A 21,773-nucleotide genomic window follows, 5' to 3' on the forward strand; every position below is an offset into this window, starting at 1 on the left:
ATAGAATGATATTTAAACCTGAATTAATTAAGGGAATAGCGAAAACAAGCCATCCATATGGATGTAGAAAAGAAGTACTAAACCAAATCGAATATTGTAAGAATTCAAAGCAATTTCATGGTCCTAAAAAAGTTCTGATTATTGGAGCATCATCAGGTTTTGGTCTTGCTACAAGAATTTCTTTAGCCTTTGGTGGAGCAAAAGCTGATACAATTGGAGTTTCATTTGAAAATGGAATTACAGATAGGAGAACTGGAACAGCAGGTTGGTATAATAATATATTTTTTAAAGAGTTCGCAGAAAAGGAAGGACTAATTGCAAAAAACTTTATTGGAGATGCATTTTCAGATGAAGTTAAAGAAAATGTTATGAAATATATAAAGGATGAGTTTGGAAAGATTGATTTACTCATTTATAGTTTAGCATCACCAAGAAGAAAGGATCCTAAGACAGGTAATATATATGATTCAACTTTAAAAACTACATCTGGAGAATTTCAGGGGCCGACAATTGATATGGAGAAAGATGAACTTGTTACGACTAAAGTTAATTCAGCAACTGATAAAGAGATAGAAGCAACGAAAAAAGTAATGGGAGGTGAAGATTGGAGTGAGTGGTGTAAACTACTTCTTGAAAATGATTGTCTCTCTGATAATGCTATAACAATTTCGTATTCATATATAGGAGCATCAAGAACATATAAAATTTATAGGGAAGGTACAATAGGAGAGGCTAAACGCCATCTTGAGAATTCTGCACTTCAAATAGATAAAGAGTGGAAAAAGAAGATTAATGGAAAGGCTTTTGTTTCTGTAAATAAAGCAATTGTTACTAAGGCGAGTGCATATATACCTTCTTTCTCATTATATGCAGCGGTATTATATAAAGTAATGAAAGAAAAGAGTTTACATGAAAATTGCATTATGCAGATGCAAAGAATGTTTGCTGATAAAATATATACAGAAAACCCAATTGAATTTGATGATAGTGGAAGATTAAGAATGGATGATTGGGAACTTAGGGAAGATGTACAAAGTGAAGTTAATGAATTGTGGGAAAAAATAACTCCAGATAACTTTAAAATATTATCGGATTATGACGGATATAAAAAGGAATTTATGCAGTTAAATGGTTTTGAAATTGATGGAGTCGATTATAGTGAAGACATTGATGTAGAAGCATTGAAAAGGCTAGAGCCATAGGTTAATTAAGGTTTATGTTAAGAAGTATCAAAATGATACTTCTTATTTTTTATAAATATATTTTAGAGAGATAATAATATTTCAAAAAACATTGTACCTGTGGTATAATTATCCGGATATACAATAAATCAAATAGCTATGTATATTATGGTTGTATTTGATTTTAGTGTTAATAAACATAATTAACTAGGGAGAAGTGTTTTGAAATGAGAATAAAATATAAGCTTATCGTTAGCTATTTGATCTTAATTGTATTTGCTGTAAGTGTATTGGGGTTGTTAATTGGGAATAAATCTAATAAAGCAGTTTTTAAAGAGGTAAACGAAAAAAGTCAGCGTTTAACGGAATCAATTATTACAACTTTGAGTGTGAGAAATGATTTGCTTACTGAGAAATCTTATGGAGATTTAAATTTTGCAAATAACGTATTAAACAATTTAGCTGATATGAGAGTTGATTACAATGAAATCGTAAAAGTTGGAGATTTTAACTTACCAGTTTTATATTCAGGAAATCAAAGAATATCCTTAGATAATACTATAGTTGATAAACTAAAACAATCAACAGGTACTATAGCAACAATGTTTTTATTACAAGATGATAAACTAATAAGGGTTTCTACTACTGTATTTAATAATGGTAATAGGATATTAGGTACATATATTTCAAGTGATACTGAAGCTTATAAAAAGACACTAAATAATGAAGAATATATTGGCGATATTAGGATAGAAGGAATTGGATATTTAACAAGAATGAAGCCATTATTAGATAAAGATAAAAAAGTAATAGGGGCAATAGGGTTAGGAAATAAAATTAGTAATGATTATTTAGATAAGACATTAAGTAATATTAAATTAGGAAAGACTGGATATGCGTACGTACTAGATTCTGAAGGAAATGTAATTCTTCATCCATCTGATAGTGGGAAGAATGTAAGTGATTACGATTTTGTTCAAAAAATGCATACTGAAAAAAGTGGAATGATTGAATACACTTATAACGGAGTTAAAAAGATTGGATATTATCAGTATTTTGAAGCTTGGCATTGGTATGTAGTTACCACAGCAGATTATGAGGAATTAAACTCTTCAGCAAAATCAATTTTGACGACCACAATAGCTACTGGGGGGATAATTATTGTTTTAGGCGGAATTATAGCATTATTTTTAGCTAATACATTAGTTAAGCCTATTAACAAGTTGAAATCCTGTATGGAGATAGCAGGTAAAGGCGATTTGACAATACGATGCAATATAGATAGTAAGGATGAAATAGGAGTTTTAGCAAATAGTTTTAATGATATGATAGCAGAAAATAAAAGGCTATTAGAAGAAACTGTGCAGTATGAAAAATTAAAAACAGAATTTATAGCTAATATGTCACATGAGTTAAGGACACCATTAAATATTATATTTTCAACAGCTCAGTTATTTAATGTACTTATAAATAGAGATGAAAATTTAAATACTGAGAAAATGAAGAATTATACAAATAGTATAAAGCAAAACTGTTATAGGTTGGTAAGATTGGTGAATAATCTTATAGATATAACAAAGATTGATTCAGGTTATATGAAACTAGAATTGAAAAACGGCAATATAGTACAAGTTGTAGAGGATATAACACAGTCAACTGCTGAATATGTAGAATATATGTCTAGGACAATAATATTTGATACAGATAATGAAGAAAAAATTATGGCTTTTGATGAAGAAAAGCTAGAAAGAATTTTGCTTAATCTAATTTCCAATGCTACTAAATTCACTGAACCAGGAGACAAAATAAGTGTTAATTTATATGATATGGATGATCATATAGTTATATCTGTAAAAGATACAGGAAGGGGAATTCCAGAGGAAAAAGTATCGCAGCTTTTCCAACGATTTAAGCAGGTAGAACGATTATTAAATAGAAGCCATGAAGGCAGCGGAATTGGGCTATCTATAGTTAAAGCTTTAGTTGAGATGCACGAAGGAACAATAGAAGTAAAAAGTGTTTATGGAGAAGGTACAGAGTTTATTATATGTCTTCCTGTTAAGATAGTTCCAGAAGATGAAGGTAAGAAAAGCAAGAATGGTTATGCAAACCAATCTAAGGTTGAAAATATTAATATTGAGTTTTCGGACATATATAGCTAAACAAGATGGTAAATTTTCATTGACATTTTTAAGCTTTGAGTATAAAATTTAGACGAGTACTAGGGGAGCCAGAATGGCTGAGATGAGTTTTCAGACCCTTTGAACCTGCACTGGGTAATGCCAGCGAAGGGAAGTTATAAGATAATATAAAGCTAAATCTAAAGATAGTAGATTTACAATTTAATTAGATTATTAACTCTTTTCAATGGTATTTTAGTACTGTTTGAAAGGAGTTTTTTTATGCAATTTTCACAAAGATTATTATTGAAAGGTAAACCTATTTGGGAAGCGTGCCTGGAGCATCCTTTTCTTAAGGAACTTAGTAAGGGGACTTTAAATGAAGATAAGTTTTGTTTTTACGTTAAGCAGGATTATGTTTATCTAATAGATTATATAAAGCTTTTTGCATTAGGGATGGTTAAGGCAGATTCATTAGAAGATATACAAGCCTTTGCTAAATGTGCAAATGCTATAGTAAATATTGAAATGGATGCACATACTGAATATGCTAAGAAGTTTGGAATAACTAAGGAAGAATTAGAGGCTACAAAGCCAAATGCAAGTAATTTGTCATACACAAAATTTATGCTTCAGGTATCATCAGAAGGATCTTTAGCAGAACTAGTAGCAGCATTACTTCCATGTATGTGGAGCTATGCATTTATTGGCAAAACCTTAGCAAATAATAGTAAGGCATTAGAGCATCCACTTTACAGGGAATGGATACTTACATATGCAACTGAAGAATATAATAAGGAAAATGATTGGTGCATAAAACTTATGGATAAACTAGCAGAAGGGCTTCCAGAAAGACAGCTTGAAAAATTAGAAGAGATTTTCATTATATCTTCAAAATATGAATATATGTTTTGGGATGGCTGCTACAAAAAGGAAAGTTGGGTTATTTAGATGAAAGCATTGGAAATTAATAATTTATCCTTTGGATATAAGGATTCTGGAAAATTAATAGTAGATGATTTATCTTTTGATATAAATAAAAATGAATTTGTCACAATTATTGCACCTAGTGGCACAGGCAAAAGTACCCTTTTTCGATTAATTTTAGGACTATTAAAGCCGCAAAAGGGTAATATAAATATATTAAAAGATGGCAATAAAAATATTATAGGATATATGCCTCAAAAAGATTCCTTAATGCCATGGAGAAATATTCTCGACAATACAGCAGTTGGACTTGAATTAAATGGTTATAGTAAGAAAGAAGCTAGAAAAGTGGCAGCTACATACTTTGAAGATTTTGGACTTAAGGGCACCGAGAAATATTATCCACATGAATTATCAGGTGGTATGAGGCAGAGAGCTTCATTTTTAAGAGCAATAGTAAATAATCCTTCCATAATTTTATTGGATGAGCCATTTTCTTCTCTAGATGCGTTAACAAGAAGAAAGATGCAGTCATGGCTTTTAGATCTTTGTCAAAGACAAAGTAATACTGTGTTTATGATAACTCATGATATAGAGGAAGCTTTGCTTTTATCAGATAGAATTCTTATTTGTACGGAGCTTCCATATAGAAATTTAAAATCTATAGATGTAAATATTGAAAGACCAAGGAATTATGAGACCACACTTTCTAGTGAGTTTATTGAGCTAAAAAGAGATATTTTAAATGTTCTTGACTCCTTAGAAGAAAATAAAGGGGGGATATAGAATGAAAAAAATTAAAGACTATATATTTCCTTTAATATTTTTGATAATTATAATTTTGTCATGGGAATTTATAATACCATATTTTAAGGTGCCGAATTTTATTTTGCCTAGATTTTCTGAAATCATAAAAGCTTTAGTAGATCAAAAAGATTTAATATATAAACATTCTCTTATCACACTAGGTGAAGCACTATTAGGACTTATTGCGTCCGTAATTATAGGTATATCTTGTGCACTTTCCATATATCTTTGGAGAAATGTTTCGAAAACTTTATATCCAATTATAATTTTTTCTCAAACAATTCCGACTATAGCTTTATCTCCAATTATGGTTATGTGGTTTGGATATACCATATGGTCAAAGGTAGCAGTGGTAATACTATTTTGTTTTTTCCCTATAGTTATAAGTACCTTAGATGGATTAAATAGTGTAGATAGAGATTTAGAAGATGTTTTAAAAGCTCTTGGAGGAAATAGATTCCAAATATTTTTTAAACTCCATATGAATTCCGTATTACCAAATTTTTTGAGCAGTTTTAAAATAGCTGCAACCTACAGTATTTCAGGGGCGACCATTGGAGAATGGCTAGGTGCTGAAAAGGGATTAGGTATATATATTAAGAGAGCAGCAGGAATGCTTCAGGCAGATTCTGTTTTCGCAGGAGTGTTAGTTTTATCATTTCTAGGATTAATTCTATTTTCCGTAGGATTCTTGCTAGAAAAGATTTTATTAAAATACAGAAGAGGATTGAAGGAGGACAATCATGAAATTAAAAAAGCTTAGTATATTTTTACTATTTATTATGTTAGTTAGTTTAGTATTTAGCGGGTGCTCTAGTGCTTCCAATAATAAGGAAGACAAGAGTGCTACCAAAGAACTTAAAGAAGTTAATGTTCTTTTAGACTGGTATCCAAATGCAGTACATTCATTCTTATATGCAGCAGAAGAGCAAGGATACTTTAAAGAAGCAGGGTTGAAGGTTAACTTAATTACACCTGCAGGTACAGATGATGGAATTAAATTAGTAGCAGCAGGAAAAGCTGATTTAGCAATAAGCTATCCTAAACAAATTATCTTAGCAAGAGGCGAAAATATTCCTATTAAATCAGTTGGAGCAATAGTTAGAAGTTCATTAAACCAACTAATGGTTCGTAAAGATTCAGGAGTTAAAACATTAAAAGATCTAGAAGGAAAGAAAGTTGGATATGCATCTTTTGATATCGATAAAGAAACTGTTAAAGCAATGGTAGCACAAGCTGGTGGAGATCCATCAAAGGTTGAATTTGTAGATGTTGGATATGACTTAATGCCTGGAATCGAAACAAAACAAGTTGATGCAATTATAGGTGGATATATAAATCATGAAAAAATATTATTAGAGAAAAAAGGTATTGAATTAGAAACTTTTGCGCCATCAGATTTTGGTGTGCCAAATAACTACGAATTAGCATTTGTTGCAAGTGATGACGCAATTAAGAATAATAATGATACAATACAAGCGTTCTTAGGAGCTGCTAAAAAAGGATTTGAATATACTCAAAAGAATCCTGATAAGGCTTTAGATTTAATATTAAAGGCTCAAAATGAAAGTTTCCCATTAGATGAAGAGACAGAAAAGAAGAGCTTAGAGATACTTTTACCTCTTATGGAAAATGAAAGTGGTAAATTCTTAAGTCAAGATAAAGAAAATTGGAATAACAACATTAAATGGCTAAAAGATAAGAATTTACTTCAAGCTGATGTAGATAGTAAAGATGTGTTTCAATAATTTATCTTTGATATAGGAAATAGTATAGATAAACTAACTATAAACTATACTTATGCGTATACCTCACCGAAATGAATAATATACTTTTGTTCCAGTTTCTAGGCAATTATGATGGGGGATTCTAAGGCTATAAAGTTGCACCCAAAGTGCTAGCCTCAAAGAACAAGCTTTGAACTAGCACATTTGGAACAACTTATAGCCAAAGAATCATATCTATCAAAATTACCAATGAAACATTCCACAAAAGTATATCACTCATTTCTGGTTGGAAGATATTGCACAGTCTAAGTATAGTCTATGATTATGTTATTCATATTTAGATAAAAACTGATAAATTATTTTAAAAAAGATACTGAATTTATTGTAATTCGGTATCTTTTTTTTATTCTTTATGAAATTATAATGCAATTAAATCTGTGGATAACTTTTATATTAGTATATTTTACTAGGGTTAATTACTATAAAAGAATAAAAAAATAAATCATATTCTCCTGCATAAAATGTTCTTGAATGCAGCAGAGCTGCGATTTTGTTATTTTACTTAAAATTATACTTTATAAACTAATTGGATTTAGATATTAGGAGTGAGAAATTTCTGGTTCTTGGAGTTTTTTATTTTAATTAATTGACAAAGTATATTTAGAGATATATAATTTATTTCGAAAGCGAAATATTCGTACACGAAATGTTTGGAAGCGAAATATAAAAAGAGGTGGGAATTATATGGAGATTATTAATGAAAGTATAGAGGTATCGAGATTATTTCAAGAAGTAATGAGTTTATTTAGATTAAATATGAAAAAAATAATTGAGCGGACTGGAATGACAGCTCCTCAAGGTATGGTTATTGGACTATTACATAAAAATAAGAAGATGAAAGTGACTGAATTAAGCAAGCAGCTACATTTACCTAATAGTACAGTATCAGGTATTATTGATAAACTTGAAGAACAGGATGCTGTTATAAGAGAAAGAAGTGAAGATGATAAGAGAGTTGTCTATGTAAGTATATCTCCGAAATTTATTGAAATGCATAAGAATTTTAATAAACAAATTGAACATAATATTGAGAGTATACTAAATCAAGGAACACAAGAAGAGCTTAATAAAATTTCTGAGGGACTAATAATATTCAAAAGACTTTTAAGTGAAAATAACGCTAATTAAGGAGAGTGCGCTAATGATTAAATTGTTTAGATTTTTAAAACAGTACACAGTTAATATAATAATAATTGTTTTATTAGTTTTTACACAAGTAATTGCAAACTTATATCTGCCTACATTAATGGCTGATATAGTTGATAAAGGAATTGTTCAAAAAGATGTGGTTCAGACTATATCATTTTTAGGTTATAACGGTGAGTATAGTGGAGTTGATTATATTCTAAGAATAGGAGGATTAATGCTGCTTGTATCTCTTGGAGGTGCAATTTGTTCAATTATAGCATCATTTTTATCTTCAAGAACTGCAATAGGCTTTGCTAAAATAATTCGTAATAAATTATTTACAAAAGTTGAAAGTTTTTCTTTAAATGAATTTGATAAATTTGGAACAGCTACTTTAATAACAAGAACTACAAATGATGTTACACAGGTTCAATCAGTTACAATAATGATGTTTTCAATTGCACTTTTCGCACCATTGACAGCATTAGGCGGAGTTGTTATGGCTTTAAGAGAGAATGTAACTCTAACATGGATCTTTGCAGTAGTAATTCCACTACTTGCAGTTATAATAGGGCTTACTTTAAAATTTGCAATGCCTTTATTTAAATTGATGCAAGTTAAAATAGATAAATTAAACTTAGTACTACGTGAAAGCCTTACAGGAATAAGAGTAGTTCGTGCTTTCAACCGTATAAATACTGAAAAGGTTAGATTTGACGATGCAAATAAAGATTTAATGAATAATGCTATAAAAGTAAATAAAATTATGGCAATTTTAATGCCAATAATGATGTTTATCATGAATGCTACAACTGTTGCAGTAATTTGGTTTGGAAGTATAAGAATAGATTCAGGGAATATGGAAGTTGGGTCATTAATAGCCTTTATGCAATATGGAATGCAGATTTTATTTGGTTTCTTAATGCTTGGTATGGTATTTATAATGATTCCAAGAGCTCAAGCTTCAGCAGTTAGAATAAATGAAGTACTAGATATGGAATCTGAAATTATAGATCCTAAAAAGCCATTATTAAATGAAAATGAAGGCGGTTATGTTGAATTTAAAGATGTAAGCTTTAGCTATCCAGGTGCAGAGCAAGAAGCTATTAGTAATATATCATTTAGTGCGAAACCTGGAGAAGTAACAGCTATAATTGGTGGTACTGGTTCAGGAAAATCGACATTAATTAATATGATACCGCGTTTTTACGATGTAACTAATGGTTCAGTTCTTGTTGATGGTATTGATGTAAGGGAAATGAGTCAGGAAAGTATAAGAGCTAAAATAGGTTTTGTACCTCAAAAAACTGTTCTTTTCTCTGGAACTATTGCTGAAAATATAAAATACGGTAAAGACGATGCTAGTATGGAAGAAATTAAGCATGCGGCAGAAGTAGCTCAAGCAACAGATTTCATAAATGGAATGGATGATGGATATGAGCATTTAATTGCTCAAGGAGGAACTAACGTATCAGGAGGACAAAAGCAACGTTTATCAATAGCACGTGCTCTTGTTAGAAAACCAGAGATATACATCTTTGATGATAGTTTTTCAGCCCTTGATTTTAAAACAGATGCAAGACTTCGTGCAGCATTAAAAAAGGAAACAGTAAAATCAACTGTAATTCTTGTAGCGCAAAGAGTTGCAACTGTTATGGATGCAGATAGAATTATAGTTTTAGATGAAGGACAAATTGCAGGTATTGGAACTCATAAAGAGCTATTAAACAGTTGTAAGGTATATTCTGAGATTGTATCATCACAACTTTCAGAGGAGGAATTATCATGAGTGAAAATCGTAATAGAGTAAATAAAAGATCAGGTGGCGGTTTTGGCGGTGGTCCAATGGGATCTTTTGCTGGCCCAAAAGTAAAAGCTAAGGATTTTAAAGGGACATTAAAAAGACTTTTAAATTATTTGAAACCACAAAGAATGAATTTCATTTTAGTTTTTATATTTGCTATAGCGAGTACTATATTTAATATAGTAGGACCTAAAATTTCAGGTAAAGCTATAACTAGATTAGTTGAAGGATTAGTAGGAAAATTTACTGTAATGTCTCAAAATGCTGCATTACTTAAAGCAGGAAAACCAGGTAATATACCAGTGCCTGGGATTGATTTTCAATATATAGGAGATATTCTTTTATTACTACTTGGCTTATATGTAATCAGTACACTTTTTGGCTTCCTTCAACAATATATTATGGCAGGGGTTGCTCAAAAAACAGTATACAACCTAAGAAAAGAAGTTGAAGATAAAATTTCACGTTTACCGCTTAAATTCTTTGATTCAAGAACTCATGGTGAAATTTTAAGCCGTGTAACAAATGATGTTGATAATATTTCAACAACACTTCAACAAAGTTTGACTCAGCTTATTACATCTATAGTAACTATTGTTGGTGTTATTATCATGATGTTAACTATAAGTCCAATGATGACATTAGTAGTAATATTAACATTACCACTTTATATTGTAATAACAACACTTGTTGCTAAGCATTCTCAAAAGTTTTTTGCTGCTCAACAAAAAGAAGTAGGAGAACTTAATGGTCATGTAGAGGAGATGTATACAGGACATAAAATAGTTAAGGTTTTTGGACATGAAAAAGATTCAATAAAAGAGTTTGAAAATATTAATGATAGACTTTATAAAGCTGGATGGAAAGCACAATTTATATCAGGTATAATAATGCCAATGATGAGATTTGTTAGTAATATAGGTTATGTAATAGTTTGTGTTGTAGGTGGATATTTGGCAACACTCGGAAAAATTAGTATTGGTGATATTCAAGCTTTCATACAATACTCAAACCAATTTACACAGCCAATAGTTCAAACTGCTAATATTGCTAATATAATTCAATCAACAGTTGCATCTGCAGAAAGGGTTTTTGAACTTTTAGATGAAGTTGAGGAGATTTCAGATACTGCTGATGCTAAGATTATAGAATTCCCTAAAGGTGAAGTTAAATTTGATAATGTTGATTTTAGCTATAAACCAGAAGAACCACTTATTGAGAACATGAACCTTGATGTTAAACAAGGTCATACAATTGCAATTGTAGGACCGACTGGAGCAGGTAAAACTACACTCGTTAACTTACTTATGCGTTTCTACGAAATAAATTCTGGTAAGATAATGATCGATGGTGTAGATATCAGAGATATAAAAAGAGGTGCACTTCATAATATGTTTGGTATGGTTCTTCAAGATACATGGTTATTTAACGGAACTATAATGGATAACATAGCTTATGGCAGAGAAGGTGCTACTGAGGAAGAAGTTATCCAGGCAGCAAAAGCAGCACATGCTCATCACTTTATTAAAACTCTTCCAGATGGATATAATACAATATTAAACGAAGAAGCTTCTAATATATCTCAAGGCCAGAAGCAGCTTCTTACAATAGCTAGAGCAATTCTAGCAAATCCTACTATAATGATTCTTGATGAGGCTACAAGTAGTGTTGACTCAAGAACAGAGGTTTATATACAAAAAGCTATGACAGAACTTATGAAAGGCAGAACAAGTTTTGTTATTGCACATAGGCTTTCTACAATTAGGGATGCAGAATTAATTCTAGTTATGAATAAGGGAAGTATCATAGAAATGGGCAACCATAATGAACTTCTTGCAAAGAAAGGTTTCTATGCAGATCTTTACAACAGCCAATTTTCAGGAGCAAATTTAGATAGTGAAGTAATATAAATTATAATATTTTAAGGATAGTAGACGATAGTAATATTGTTTACTATCCTTTATTTTTATACAAGGAAATGGATTTTTATGAATTATTTCTAGTGAAGATATAAAGTTAAAATTTTAGCAACTTTATAAATACATTTATCTAATAAGTTGAATTGGATATTTATGTACACATTAAAAAATAAATTAAATTACTCATACTAAAACAAAAAGTAGTTATATGAAATTATTGGCATAATTCTTGCTTTAAATATACTTGAAGAATAAAAAATATTGGAGGAATTAGAAATGAGTAATTTAGGAACTTTCAACAAAATAATAAAATCTGTTTGGAGTATTGAAAATTTAGATGAAATTGAAGACGGTTTTGGTCCAGACGAAATTGAGGCATGGGATTCACTAAGTCATATTGAACTTGTAGTAGCCCTTGAGGAAGAATTTGAAATATCAATAGCAGTTCAAGATGTTTCAAGATTATATACTATAGGAGATATTAAAAATACATTAAGAAAATACGGGGTTGAGATATGACCTTTACTGATTATATTTTTGAATTTTCCTCAGGGCTTAATAAGACTGCAATAATTGATAAGGAGCATATAAGCTATAGTGAATTATACTGTAAAATATTAATGATATCTGAAGAAATAAAAAAATTTAACGTAGAATGCGAAGATAAAATTCTATTAATAAGTGAAAATTCAAGGTTTTTTATAGAAAGTTACTTTGGAATAATAAAAAGCGGGTGCACTTGTGTACCCCTAAATCCTACTCTAAGTAAGAATGATATTGAGTATATAATTAATAGTTGTAATCCTAAAGCGATTTTTATTGAAAAACGTTTCTTAGATAATATGCAAAGTTTGATTAATAAAGATATTAAGATAGTTACTGAAGAAACATTAAATAATCTTCTATTAGATAAAGAATGTACTAGTAATAATGGAGAAGAAGAAATTGATTTTAAAAATAGTGTGGCGGTAATATTATTTACATCTGGTTCAACAGCAAGACCAAAAGGAGTAATGCTTACGCATCATAATCTCTATCATAATACTAATTCCATAATAGAATATTTAAAATTAAATAGCGAGGATAGGATAGAAGTTGTCTTACCATTTTACTATTGCTTTGGAACATCGTTGCTCCATACACATTTAAGAGTTGGCGGCAGCTTAGTAATAAACAATAAATTTATGTTTCCAGAAACAGTTCTAGATGATATTGAAAAATATGAATGTACAGGCTTTGCAGGAGTCCCAAGTAATTATCAAATTTTACTTAGAAAATCTAGTATTAAAGATAGAAATTTGAAAAGTCTAAGATACGTGGCCCAGGCAGGAGGAAGACTTCCTGATAGTTTTATTAAAGAACTAAGACAAGCTCTTGTAGGAGTAGATGTATTTATAATGTATGGACAAACTGAAGCAACTGCAAGACTTTCGTATCTTCCACCTAATATGCTTGATGAAAAAATGGGTTCAATAGGTAAAGGCATTCCTGGAACTTTGCTTAAAGTAATTGATAAAGAAGGAAATGAAGTAAAAGTGGATGAAATAGGTGAAGTAGTGGCTTTTGGTGAAAATATAATGAAGGGTTACTTTAACGATGAAGAAGAAACGAGAAAGGTCATTAGAAATGGTTATTTATATACCGGTGACTTAGCTACAGTAGATGAAGATGGTTATATTTATATTGTGGCAAGGGAAAAACAAATCATAAAAAGTGGTGGAAATAGAATAAGTCCTAAAGAAATTGAAAATATTATAATTCAAATTCCAAGCGTTATAGAAGCAGCAGTAATTGGAATTCAAGACGATATATTGGGAGAAGCAGTAAAAGCATTTGTAGTATTAAATGATGAAGTATTAAAAGTTGATAAAAAGTATATAATTGACTATTGCAAAGATAAATTGCCGTCCTATAAAGTACCTAAATATGTGGTATTTTTAGAGGGACTTCCAAAAAATTCTTCTGGTAAAGTAATGATGGGGGATTTGAAATGATAGATGAAATTATAAATAATGAGCAATTTAAGTGTCTGCAAAAGGATAAAGAAAAAAAGCTTTTGAGCATTCTAAGGCCCCAGATAGAGAAAAGTAGAATAAACGAAAATTTAGATAGTATGTATAAAAAACTAGGAGTTAATATAAATGATATAAATTCTCTTGAAGAGATTCCCTTTATTCCTGTAAATATGTTTAAGCATTTTGAGCTTAGGACTTGTAGTGAGGAAAGTGTAGTTAGAATATTAAACTCAAGTTCTACAACTGGAAACATTCCTAGCAAGATATTTATTGATAAGGAAACATCTATAAGACAATCTCAAGGATTAATATCAACTCTAACAAGTTTTTTAGGATCATATAGAAGACCAATGCTAATAATTGATAGTAAAGAGGTTAACAAAAAAAGTGACTATTTAACTGCAAGAGGCGCGGCAATAAGAGGAGTAAGTAGTTTTGGAAAGAGTTTAACTTATGCTATGGATTTGGTAGATGATAACATCATACTTAATATAGAACGACTTAAAGAATTTGAAGAAAAGTACAAAGATACAGATATATTAGTATATGGATTTACTTATATTATCTGGACTAGGTTTGTTAACGTACTAAAAGAAAAAAATATAAAATTAAACATGCCGAAAATTAAAATACTTCATAGCGGAGGCTGGAAAAAATTAAATGCCCAAAAAGTTGAAAAGAAAGAGTTTAATAGATCTGTGGCTGAAGTATTTGGAACTGACCCTGAAAACATAATTGATTTTTATGGAATGGTTGAACAGTTAGGCGTAGTTTTTCTTGACTGTGAATTCGGATATAAACATGTACCTGATTTTGGGGAAATTATTATACGAGATTTTTTAACGCTTAAAGAAGTGGAAAAAGGTCAATGTGGCTTTATAGAGGTTATGAGCGGACTTACTTCGAGCTATCCGGGTCAAGCTATATTAACTGAGGATATTGGTGAATTTATAGGAGTAGATGATTGTAAATGCGGAAGAAAGGGTAAATACTTTAAGTTTAAAAATAGAGTAGATAAATCTGAAACAAGAGGATGTGGAGATACTTTTGCAGAGAAGAGGGATAAGAAATGATAAGCTGCTTTATGTTAGGAGATAAATTTTATGAGGAACCTAAGAATCTTCAAAGTTTAGATGAAATTATAGAAGAGCTTAATAAAAATAGAGAAACAATTTATTCATATCCATGCGAAGCTATGATTGAAATAATTAATGAATATAGTAAAATATTATGTAGTGATAGAAAGTTTTTAAGTTATGAAGGTGTGCCTTTTTTGATATTATGGCTAAAGAAAGACAATATTAAGAAGCTCTTACACCAAGATCTAAGAAAACAAGAATTCCTAGATGATTTTATAGAAATAGCAGATAATAAATTTATGAAGGCTCAACCTAGAGGGATAGTGTGTCATTTCATGGCTGGAAATGTTCATACTCTTCCAATATATTATTTAGTTCAAGCCATTATTTGTAGAAATGTTAATTTATGCAGGATACCTATTGGTAGTATAAATATTGTAATTGAGCTTCTAAAACCTTTAAAAGATATTGTAATTAATTTTAGAGGAGAAAAATATTATGGAAGTACCTTATTAAAGATTATTTCAATTATAAATTTTTCAAGTAATGATTTAAAATTAAATACTGAAATGTCACAGGTAGCGGATGTAAGACTAATATGCGGCGGTGAAGAAGCCGTGAACACATTGTCAGTTCTTCCTAAGAAAACCACATGTAAGGATGTTATATTTGGCCCTAAATATTCCTTTGCTGTATTTGAAAAATCTGCCATGGAAAGTCTTAAGATAACTAAAACATTCGATAATTTTGCAAAGGATATAATAAGCTTTGATCAAAGAGCATGCTCTTCTCCTCAAGTGTTATTTATTGAAAAATCTACTGTAGGTATTAATGAAGCAGCACAAATGCTTTCACAATCATTAGAAAAGGGTTTAAAACGATATCCTAAGCTTGAAATTAATCAAGGAGCAGCTGCAAATATAATTAATAAAAGAGGAGAATATCTTTTATCTTTAGAAAAAGATATAATATGCAGTAAAGACCTTAAATATACAATTTTAATAGATAAAGAAATAATGTTAGAAGAACCTGTGCAGCATATAACTATATTTTTAAAAGAGGTTGAAGATATATTTGAGGTTTCCAAGCTAATAACGCCAAGAATACAAACTATTGGAATAGCTTCTGAAGATAATAGCAGGATTATGAATTTTGCAAATAAAGTCAGCCTGCATGGTGTTGATAGGTTAGTTAAAGTGGGTCTCATGAATTTATATGATTCACCTTGGGATGGAATACTTTTTATGAGTGAAATAGTTAAATGGACAATTTTAAATCTAAATTAAAAAAGAGAAATACTTAATAATGGATAAATCTTTAGATTTGTTTTATAAACGGTATTTATGTTACTGGTGAATTATAAATTTTGTATAAATAAGATATAGGGTGTGGAGAATGTGAAAGTAAAAGAATTGATGACAAAAAAGGTATTGGTGTTAAAACCTAATAATACATTTGAAGAGGCAGCAAAGCTTTTTATTGAAAATGGCATAGATGGAGCACCCGTTGTAGATAGAGATGGAAAGTTAATTAGCATTGTAACAAAAACAGATTTAATGAAAGCTATTTTTAATAAATTAGAAATGAATACGAAGCTAGAAACTTTAGATCTTAAAAAAGTAATAACAATTAATAGTGAAATGAATATAGAAGATGTATTGAAATATAATGTTGGTCGTCTTCCAGTTATAGATAAAAACAATAAGATTATAGGGATAATTACTCATACAGATTTTATTAATGATTTGGTTGAAAAAATTTCAAAAAAATGTAGAGATATGAAAAATACAAAGTTAGGATTAACTGAGTTAGACTCTATTATTGAGTGCTCTTATGATGGAATTTATATAACAGATGGGGAAGCTAATACTATAAAGATAAATAATGCCTATGAGAGTATTACAGGACTTAAAAGATCAGAGGTTTTAGGAAGAAATATGAAAGACCTGGAGAAAGAAGGCGTTATATCTCAGTCGGCTACTCTTTTAGTGCTAAAGAATAGAAAAACCACTACAATTCAACAGGAATTCAAAACAGGAGTAAAGGTTCTTGTGAGCAGTAATCCCATCTTTGATAAGAATGGAAAAATAATCATGGTGGTTACAAACGTACGAGATGTAACACAACTTTATGAGTTAAAAGAACAACTTCAAAAGAATAAAGAAATTACTCTTAAATATGTTTCTGAAATCGAAGAAATGAGAACTCAATTATTAAATACTTCAGAAATTGTTGCAGAAGATCATAAAACTATTGAAATTATCCAGCTTGCCAATAGAATTGCAAAAGTGGACACTACGATTCTTATGCTCGGAGAAACCGGAGCAGGAAAGGATCAAATAGCAAAGCATATACACAAAGTAAGCAAACGAAGTAAAAAACAATTTATTAAAGTTAATTGTGGTGCAGTGCCTGCAAGTTTAATAGAATCTGAATTTTTCGGATATGAAAAAGGTGCTTTTACTGGAGCAAATAAAGAAGGTAAAATAGGTTTATTTGAAATGGCTTCTGGAGGGACTATTTTCCTTGATGAAGTTGGAGAACTTCCAATGGATATGCAGGTTAAGCTTCTAAGAGTACTTCAAGAAATGGAAGTAGTACGAATTGGAGGAACAAAGCCTATAAAAATTGATGTTAGAGTACTAGCTGCAACAAATAGAGATTTGGAAGATATGATAAAGAAAAAACAATTTAGAGAGGATTTGTATTATAGGCTCAATGTCATACCGCTATATATTCCACCCCTTAGAGAGAGAAAGCATGACATTTTGCCATTAATTAATTTTTTTCTTACACAGCTTAATAAAAAGTACAATTTCAATAAGGTATTTGCTTCAGATGCTTTAAATTGTATGTATGAATATAATTGGCCTGGGAATGTTAGGGAGCTAAAAAATATTGTTGAGAGAGCTGTAATAATGAGTGAGGATGATAAGATAAAGAAGTCAGATCTTCCTAAAAATATTATTGGCTCAAATGGCATGATTGTAACTCTAAATACTTTTGAAGAAGGTATAAATTTAAAAGAAACCTTAGATGCCATAGAAAAGAAATTAATTAAGAAGGCATATGACAAGTATGGTAATGTCAGAGCTGCAGCAAAATCACTAGGAATAGATGCATCAACCTTTGTAAGGAAGAGGCAGAAATATATAAAAGAAGAAATTTAATAATATGACGTATTTAAATAGAAATTGGATACATATTTATTCATTAGCTACGGCAGCTTATTTTAAAATGCCTGCTCCGCAAATATGTATCCAATTTCTTTGTTGAGTATGGCGAATAAATATTATAATCTATTTAAATTCATGTATCATACTATAAACATGCTAAATATTGGATAGCCAGTGGTGCAAAAATGCAACAAGATGCAGAAGTGCAACGTAATAAAATATTTTCAAATTATAACTACTGTAAACGTATTCTGAGGTTGTTATGAAATTTAATTGAAATTTTAGTTGCGTTTTTGCAACAAATATTTATATTGTTCCAGAAATTAGAGGTGATATTGAAAAAATTATAAGATTATTATGGAAAATTCAAGGCAGTATAGTAATTTTTTATTTTGGCACGCTTATTGCTTATATAATTATTAGAAAATAAAAATTAGTGAAGGAAGCGATAATATGCCATTAAAAACAAAGGAACAATATATTGAAAGTCTTAGAAAGCTAAACCTAAAAGTGTACATGTTTGGAAAAGCAATAGACAATGTTGTTGATCATCCAATCATAAGACCATCTCTTAATTCAGTTGCTATGACTTATGAATTAGCACAAATGCCAGAGTATGAAGATTTAATGACAGCTACTTCAAATTTAACTGGGGAAAAAGTAAATAGATTTGCTCATTTACATCAAAGCACAGATGATCTTATTAAAAAAGTAAAGATGCAAAGATTACTTGGTCAAAAAACCGCATCATGTTTCCAAAGATGCGTTGGTATGGATGCTTTTAATGCACTATACAGTTCAACATACGAAATAGATAAAGCTTGTGGAACAAATTATCATGAAAACTTTAATAAGTTTTTAAAATATGTTCAAGAAAACGACTTAACCGTTGATGGTGCAATGACTGATCCTAAAGGGGACAGAGGATTATCGCCAAGTAAACAAGCTGACGGTGATTTATACTTAAGGGTTGTTGAAAGAAGAGAAGATGGGGTAGTTGTTAGAGGAGCAAAATGTCACCAAACTGGAATGTTAAATTCTCATGAGGTAGTAGTAATGCCAACAATAGCATTAACTCCAAATGATAAGGATTGGGCAATATCTTTTGCAGTGCCTACAGATGCTGAAGGAATAATTCATATATACGGAAGGCAATCTTGTGATACAAGAAAACTAGAACCAGGTGCAGATATAGATCTTGGAAATGCTGAATTTGGTGGACAAGAAACATTAACAATATTTGATAATGTATTCGTACCAAATGAAAGAATTTTCTTAAATGGAGAAACTGATTTTGCTGGAATGATCGTTGAAAGATTTGCAGGATATCATAGACAAAGTTATGGTGGATGCAAAGTTGGAGTTGGAGATGTTCTAATTGGAGCGGCTGCAGTAGCTGCTGATTATAACGGAGCTCACAAAGCATCTCATGTTAAAGATAAATTAATAGAAATGACTCACTTAAATGAAACTTTATTCTCTTGTGGTATTGCATGTTCAGCAATGGGTTCTAAAACAGAAGCTGGAAATTATTATATTGATAATCTGCTAGCAAATGTATGTAAGCAAAATGTTACAAGATTCCCTTATGAAATATGTAGACTTGCAGAAGATATTGCTGGAGGAATCATGGTTACTATGCCATCAGAAGCTGATTTTAAAGATGAAAAGATAGGACCATATATAGATAAATATTTGAGAGGTGTAAACTCAGTTTCAACAGAAAATAGAATGAGAATATTAAGATTAATAGAAAATATTTGTTTAGGGACTGCAGCTGTCGGATATAGAACAGAATCAATGCATGGAGCTGGATCACCACAAGCTCAAAGAATTATGATAGCTAGACAAGGAAATTTAGCATCTAAAAAGAAAATAGCTAAGAAAATAGCTAGAATTGAAGAATAATATGAGCAAAATCATGGTAAATAAAATTAATGATGCTATCAATACTAAAATAAAACCATTACTTGCCGAGCATAATGGAGATATTGAGCTTGTAGAAGTTAGAGATGGTGTAGCTTACGTAAAACTTTTAGGCGCATGCAGTGGCTGTCCTTCGGCAAAATCTACTATGGAAGAATTAGTTTCCTGCGTATTAAAAGAGATACCGGAAATAAAAGATGTACAACTTGTTGATACAATTAGCAGAGAAATGCTTGATTTTGCTAGACAGCTGCTTAGAAAATAAAGGCTAGGTGAAATTTTGGAAATAGGTATTAGATACTGTGGTGGCTGTAATGCTAGTTATGATAGAAAAACGTTTATTACAAATTTAATTAACGATCTTGATAAAACTCATAATTTCGAGATTGCAAAGGAAAATAAGGAATATGACTATTTAATTTTAGTCTGTGGATGTTCAAATTGCTGTGTAAGCCATGAAAAATATATATCAAAATATAATAAAATTTTTATTAAAAATATAGGGGATTATGATAAATTAGTATATGACTTGAAAAAATTGTAATCCGGTTATATTTAGGAGGTGTCTAAGATTAGCTGGAAAGATTTATACAAGAGTAAGGTAGTTACAGCTGACGAAGCTGTAAGAAAAATTAAATCGAATGATAGAGTAGTAACTGGACATGCTTGCGGAGAGCCAAAAGAAATTATAGATGCAATGGTTAGAAACAAAGATTTATATGAAAACGTAGAAATTGTTCATATGGTATCCATGGGTAAAAGTGAATATTGCAAGCCTGAAATGGCTGTTAATTTTCGCCACAATTCTATATTCGCAGGTGGAACAACAAGGGAGGCTATTCTTGACGGAAGAGCAGATTTTACACCATGCTTTTTCTCAGAAGTACCAAAAATGTTTAAGGAAGGTACTTTACCAGTAGATGTAGCACTTGTTCAATTAAGTGTTCCCGATGAACATGGTTATTGTAGTTTCGGAGTTTCAAATGACTATACAAAACCTGCTGCAGAGGCCGCTAAAATTGTTATTGCTGAATTAAATGACAAGATGCCAAGAACACTCGGAGATTCATTTATACATGTTTCTGATATCGATTATATAGTTGAAACTTCAAATGATATTATTGAGCTTAAGCCACCTAAAATAGGAGAAGTTGAAAAGGCTATTGGTGAAAACTGTGCAAAGCTCATTGAAGATGGTTCTACACTTCAATTAGGAATTGGTGCAATTCCAGATGCAGTACTATTATTCTTAAAGGAAAAAAAGGATCTTGGAATTCATTCGGAAATGATATCTGATGGAGTAGTTGAATTAATAGAAGCAGGTGTAATAACAAATAAAGCAAAAACTTTACATCATGGAAAATCTGTAGTTACATTTTTAATGGGCACTAAGAGGCTTTATGATTATGTTAATGGAAATCCTAGTGTTGCCATGTATCCTGTAGATTATGTAAATAATCCATGTGTTATAGCAGAAAATTATAAAATTGTTTCTATAAATTCATGTATTCAGGTAGATCTTATGGGGCAAGTAGCAGCTGATACAATTGGACTTAAACAGTTCAGTGGCGTAGGTGGACAAGTTGACTTTGTAAGAGGAGCAGCAATGGCTAAAGGTGGTAAATCAATAATTGCAATGCCATCAACTGCAAGTAAAGGAAAACTTTCAAGAATAGTTCCAATTTTAGATGAAGGTGCAACTGTTACAACTTCTAGAAATGATATTCATTATGTTGTAACTGAGTTTGGAATAGCAGAGCTCAAAGGAAAAACTTTAAAAGAAAGAGCTAAAGCATTAATAAATGTCGCACATCCTGATTTTAGAGATGCCCTTATTAAAGAGTGGGAAAAGAGATTTAAAGTGAAATTTTAAATTAAAATAAATGAAAATATGGGAGGAAATA

The 21,773-nt window shown here is 30.6% G+C and carries 18 protein-coding genes and 1 riboswitch; all 18 genes read left to right on the top strand.

The features are described from left to right. Window positions 1-5: 5 nt before the first annotated feature. Window positions 6-1,202 (top strand): enoyl-ACP reductase FabV, encoded by a 1,197-nt coding sequence (fabV, locus tag F3K33_RS10410; protein WP_039771927.1) that lies wholly within the window; start codon window positions 6-8, stop codon window positions 1,200-1,202. A gap of 206 nt (window positions 1,203-1,408) precedes the next feature. Then, window positions 1,409-3,343, top strand: a complete 1,935-nt coding sequence (locus tag F3K33_RS10415; RefSeq protein WP_039771929.1) for a Cache 3/Cache 2 fusion domain-containing protein — start codon at window positions 1,409-1,411, stop codon at window positions 3,341-3,343. A gap of 51 nt (window positions 3,344-3,394) precedes the next feature. Further along, window positions 3,395-3,492, top strand: a riboswitch (TPP riboswitch). Between the two features lie 91 nt (window positions 3,493-3,583). Further along, the gene (gene tenA, locus F3K33_RS10420) at window positions 3,584-4,252 is read left to right on the top strand and encodes a thiaminase II (RefSeq protein WP_023976217.1); all 669 of its coding nucleotides are present in this window, start codon (window positions 3,584-3,586) and stop codon (window positions 4,250-4,252) included. Beyond that, window positions 4,253-5,014 carry an ABC transporter ATP-binding protein gene (locus tag F3K33_RS10425; RefSeq protein ID WP_023976216.1) on the top strand — a complete coding sequence of 254 codons (762 nt, stop codon included), beginning with the start codon at window positions 4,253-4,255 and terminating at the stop codon, window positions 5,012-5,014. It abuts the gene before it with no gap. Window position 5,015: 1 nt separating this feature from the next. After that, window positions 5,016-5,798, top strand: coding sequence for an ABC transporter permease (locus tag F3K33_RS10430; RefSeq protein ID WP_023976215.1), 783 nt, complete (start codon window positions 5,016-5,018; stop codon window positions 5,796-5,798). Then, the gene (locus F3K33_RS10435; protein WP_023976214.1) at window positions 5,779-6,783 is read left to right on the top strand and encodes an ABC transporter substrate-binding protein; all 1,005 of its coding nucleotides are present in this window, start codon (window positions 5,779-5,781) and stop codon (window positions 6,781-6,783) included. Before F3K33_RS10430 ends, F3K33_RS10435 begins: the two co-directional genes overlap by 20 nt. A gap of 723 nt (window positions 6,784-7,506) precedes the next feature. Then, the gene (locus F3K33_RS10440; protein WP_023976212.1) at window positions 7,507-7,950 is read left to right on the top strand and encodes a MarR family winged helix-turn-helix transcriptional regulator; all 444 of its coding nucleotides are present in this window, start codon (window positions 7,507-7,509) and stop codon (window positions 7,948-7,950) included. Between the two features lie 13 nt (window positions 7,951-7,963). Continuing rightward, window positions 7,964-9,739: an ABC transporter ATP-binding protein gene (locus F3K33_RS10445; RefSeq protein ID WP_039771931.1), complete on the top strand. Its 1,776-nt coding sequence runs from the start codon at window positions 7,964-7,966 to the stop codon at window positions 9,737-9,739. Then, on the top strand, window positions 9,736-11,664 hold the full coding sequence (locus F3K33_RS10450) for an ABC transporter ATP-binding protein (RefSeq protein WP_039771933.1): 1,929 nt from the start codon (window positions 9,736-9,738) through the stop codon (window positions 11,662-11,664). Before F3K33_RS10445 ends, F3K33_RS10450 begins: the two co-directional genes overlap by 4 nt. A gap of 285 nt (window positions 11,665-11,949) precedes the next feature. Further along, window positions 11,950-12,192 carry an acyl carrier protein gene (locus F3K33_RS10455; protein ID WP_039771935.1) on the top strand — a complete coding sequence of 81 codons (243 nt, stop codon included), beginning with the start codon at window positions 11,950-11,952 and terminating at the stop codon, window positions 12,190-12,192. Beyond that, the gene (locus F3K33_RS10460; protein WP_039771937.1) at window positions 12,189-13,667 is read left to right on the top strand and encodes an AMP-binding protein; all 1,479 of its coding nucleotides are present in this window, start codon (window positions 12,189-12,191) and stop codon (window positions 13,665-13,667) included. Before F3K33_RS10455 ends, F3K33_RS10460 begins: the two co-directional genes overlap by 4 nt. Continuing rightward, window positions 13,664-14,761 (top strand): LuxE/PaaK family acyltransferase, encoded by a 1,098-nt coding sequence (locus F3K33_RS10465; protein ID WP_039771939.1) that lies wholly within the window; start codon window positions 13,664-13,666, stop codon window positions 14,759-14,761. Before F3K33_RS10460 ends, F3K33_RS10465 begins: the two co-directional genes overlap by 4 nt. Continuing rightward, window positions 14,758-16,053: an acyl-CoA reductase gene (locus tag F3K33_RS10470; RefSeq protein ID WP_023976207.1), complete on the top strand. Its 1,296-nt coding sequence runs from the start codon at window positions 14,758-14,760 to the stop codon at window positions 16,051-16,053. Before F3K33_RS10465 ends, F3K33_RS10470 begins: the two co-directional genes overlap by 4 nt. 111 nt (window positions 16,054-16,164) lie before the next feature. After that, window positions 16,165-17,937: a sigma 54-interacting transcriptional regulator gene (locus F3K33_RS10475; RefSeq protein WP_039771942.1), complete on the top strand. Its 1,773-nt coding sequence runs from the start codon at window positions 16,165-16,167 to the stop codon at window positions 17,935-17,937. A gap of 459 nt (window positions 17,938-18,396) precedes the next feature. Next, window positions 18,397-19,851 carry a 4-hydroxyphenylacetate 3-hydroxylase family protein gene (locus F3K33_RS10480; RefSeq protein ID WP_039771943.1) on the top strand — a complete coding sequence of 485 codons (1,455 nt, stop codon included), beginning with the start codon at window positions 18,397-18,399 and terminating at the stop codon, window positions 19,849-19,851. A gap of 13 nt (window positions 19,852-19,864) precedes the next feature. Beyond that, window positions 19,865-20,134 (top strand): NifU family protein, encoded by a 270-nt coding sequence (locus F3K33_RS10485; RefSeq protein ID WP_023976204.1) that lies wholly within the window; start codon window positions 19,865-19,867, stop codon window positions 20,132-20,134. A 15-nt stretch (window positions 20,135-20,149) separates the two neighbouring features. Then, entirely contained in the window at window positions 20,150-20,413 is a 264-nt protein-coding gene (locus F3K33_RS10490) for a hypothetical protein (protein WP_023976203.1), read from the top strand. 27 nt (window positions 20,414-20,440) lie between these two features. Continuing rightward, window positions 20,441-21,742 (top strand): acetyl-CoA hydrolase/transferase family protein, encoded by a 1,302-nt coding sequence (locus F3K33_RS10495; protein ID WP_031276150.1) that lies wholly within the window; start codon window positions 20,441-20,443, stop codon window positions 21,740-21,742. Window positions 21,743-21,773: the final 31 nt, after the last annotated feature.

The organism is Clostridium beijerinckii, assembly GCF_008705175.1.
GTDB classification, from domain to species: Bacteria; Bacillota; Clostridia; order Clostridiales; family Clostridiaceae; genus Clostridium; species Clostridium beijerinckii.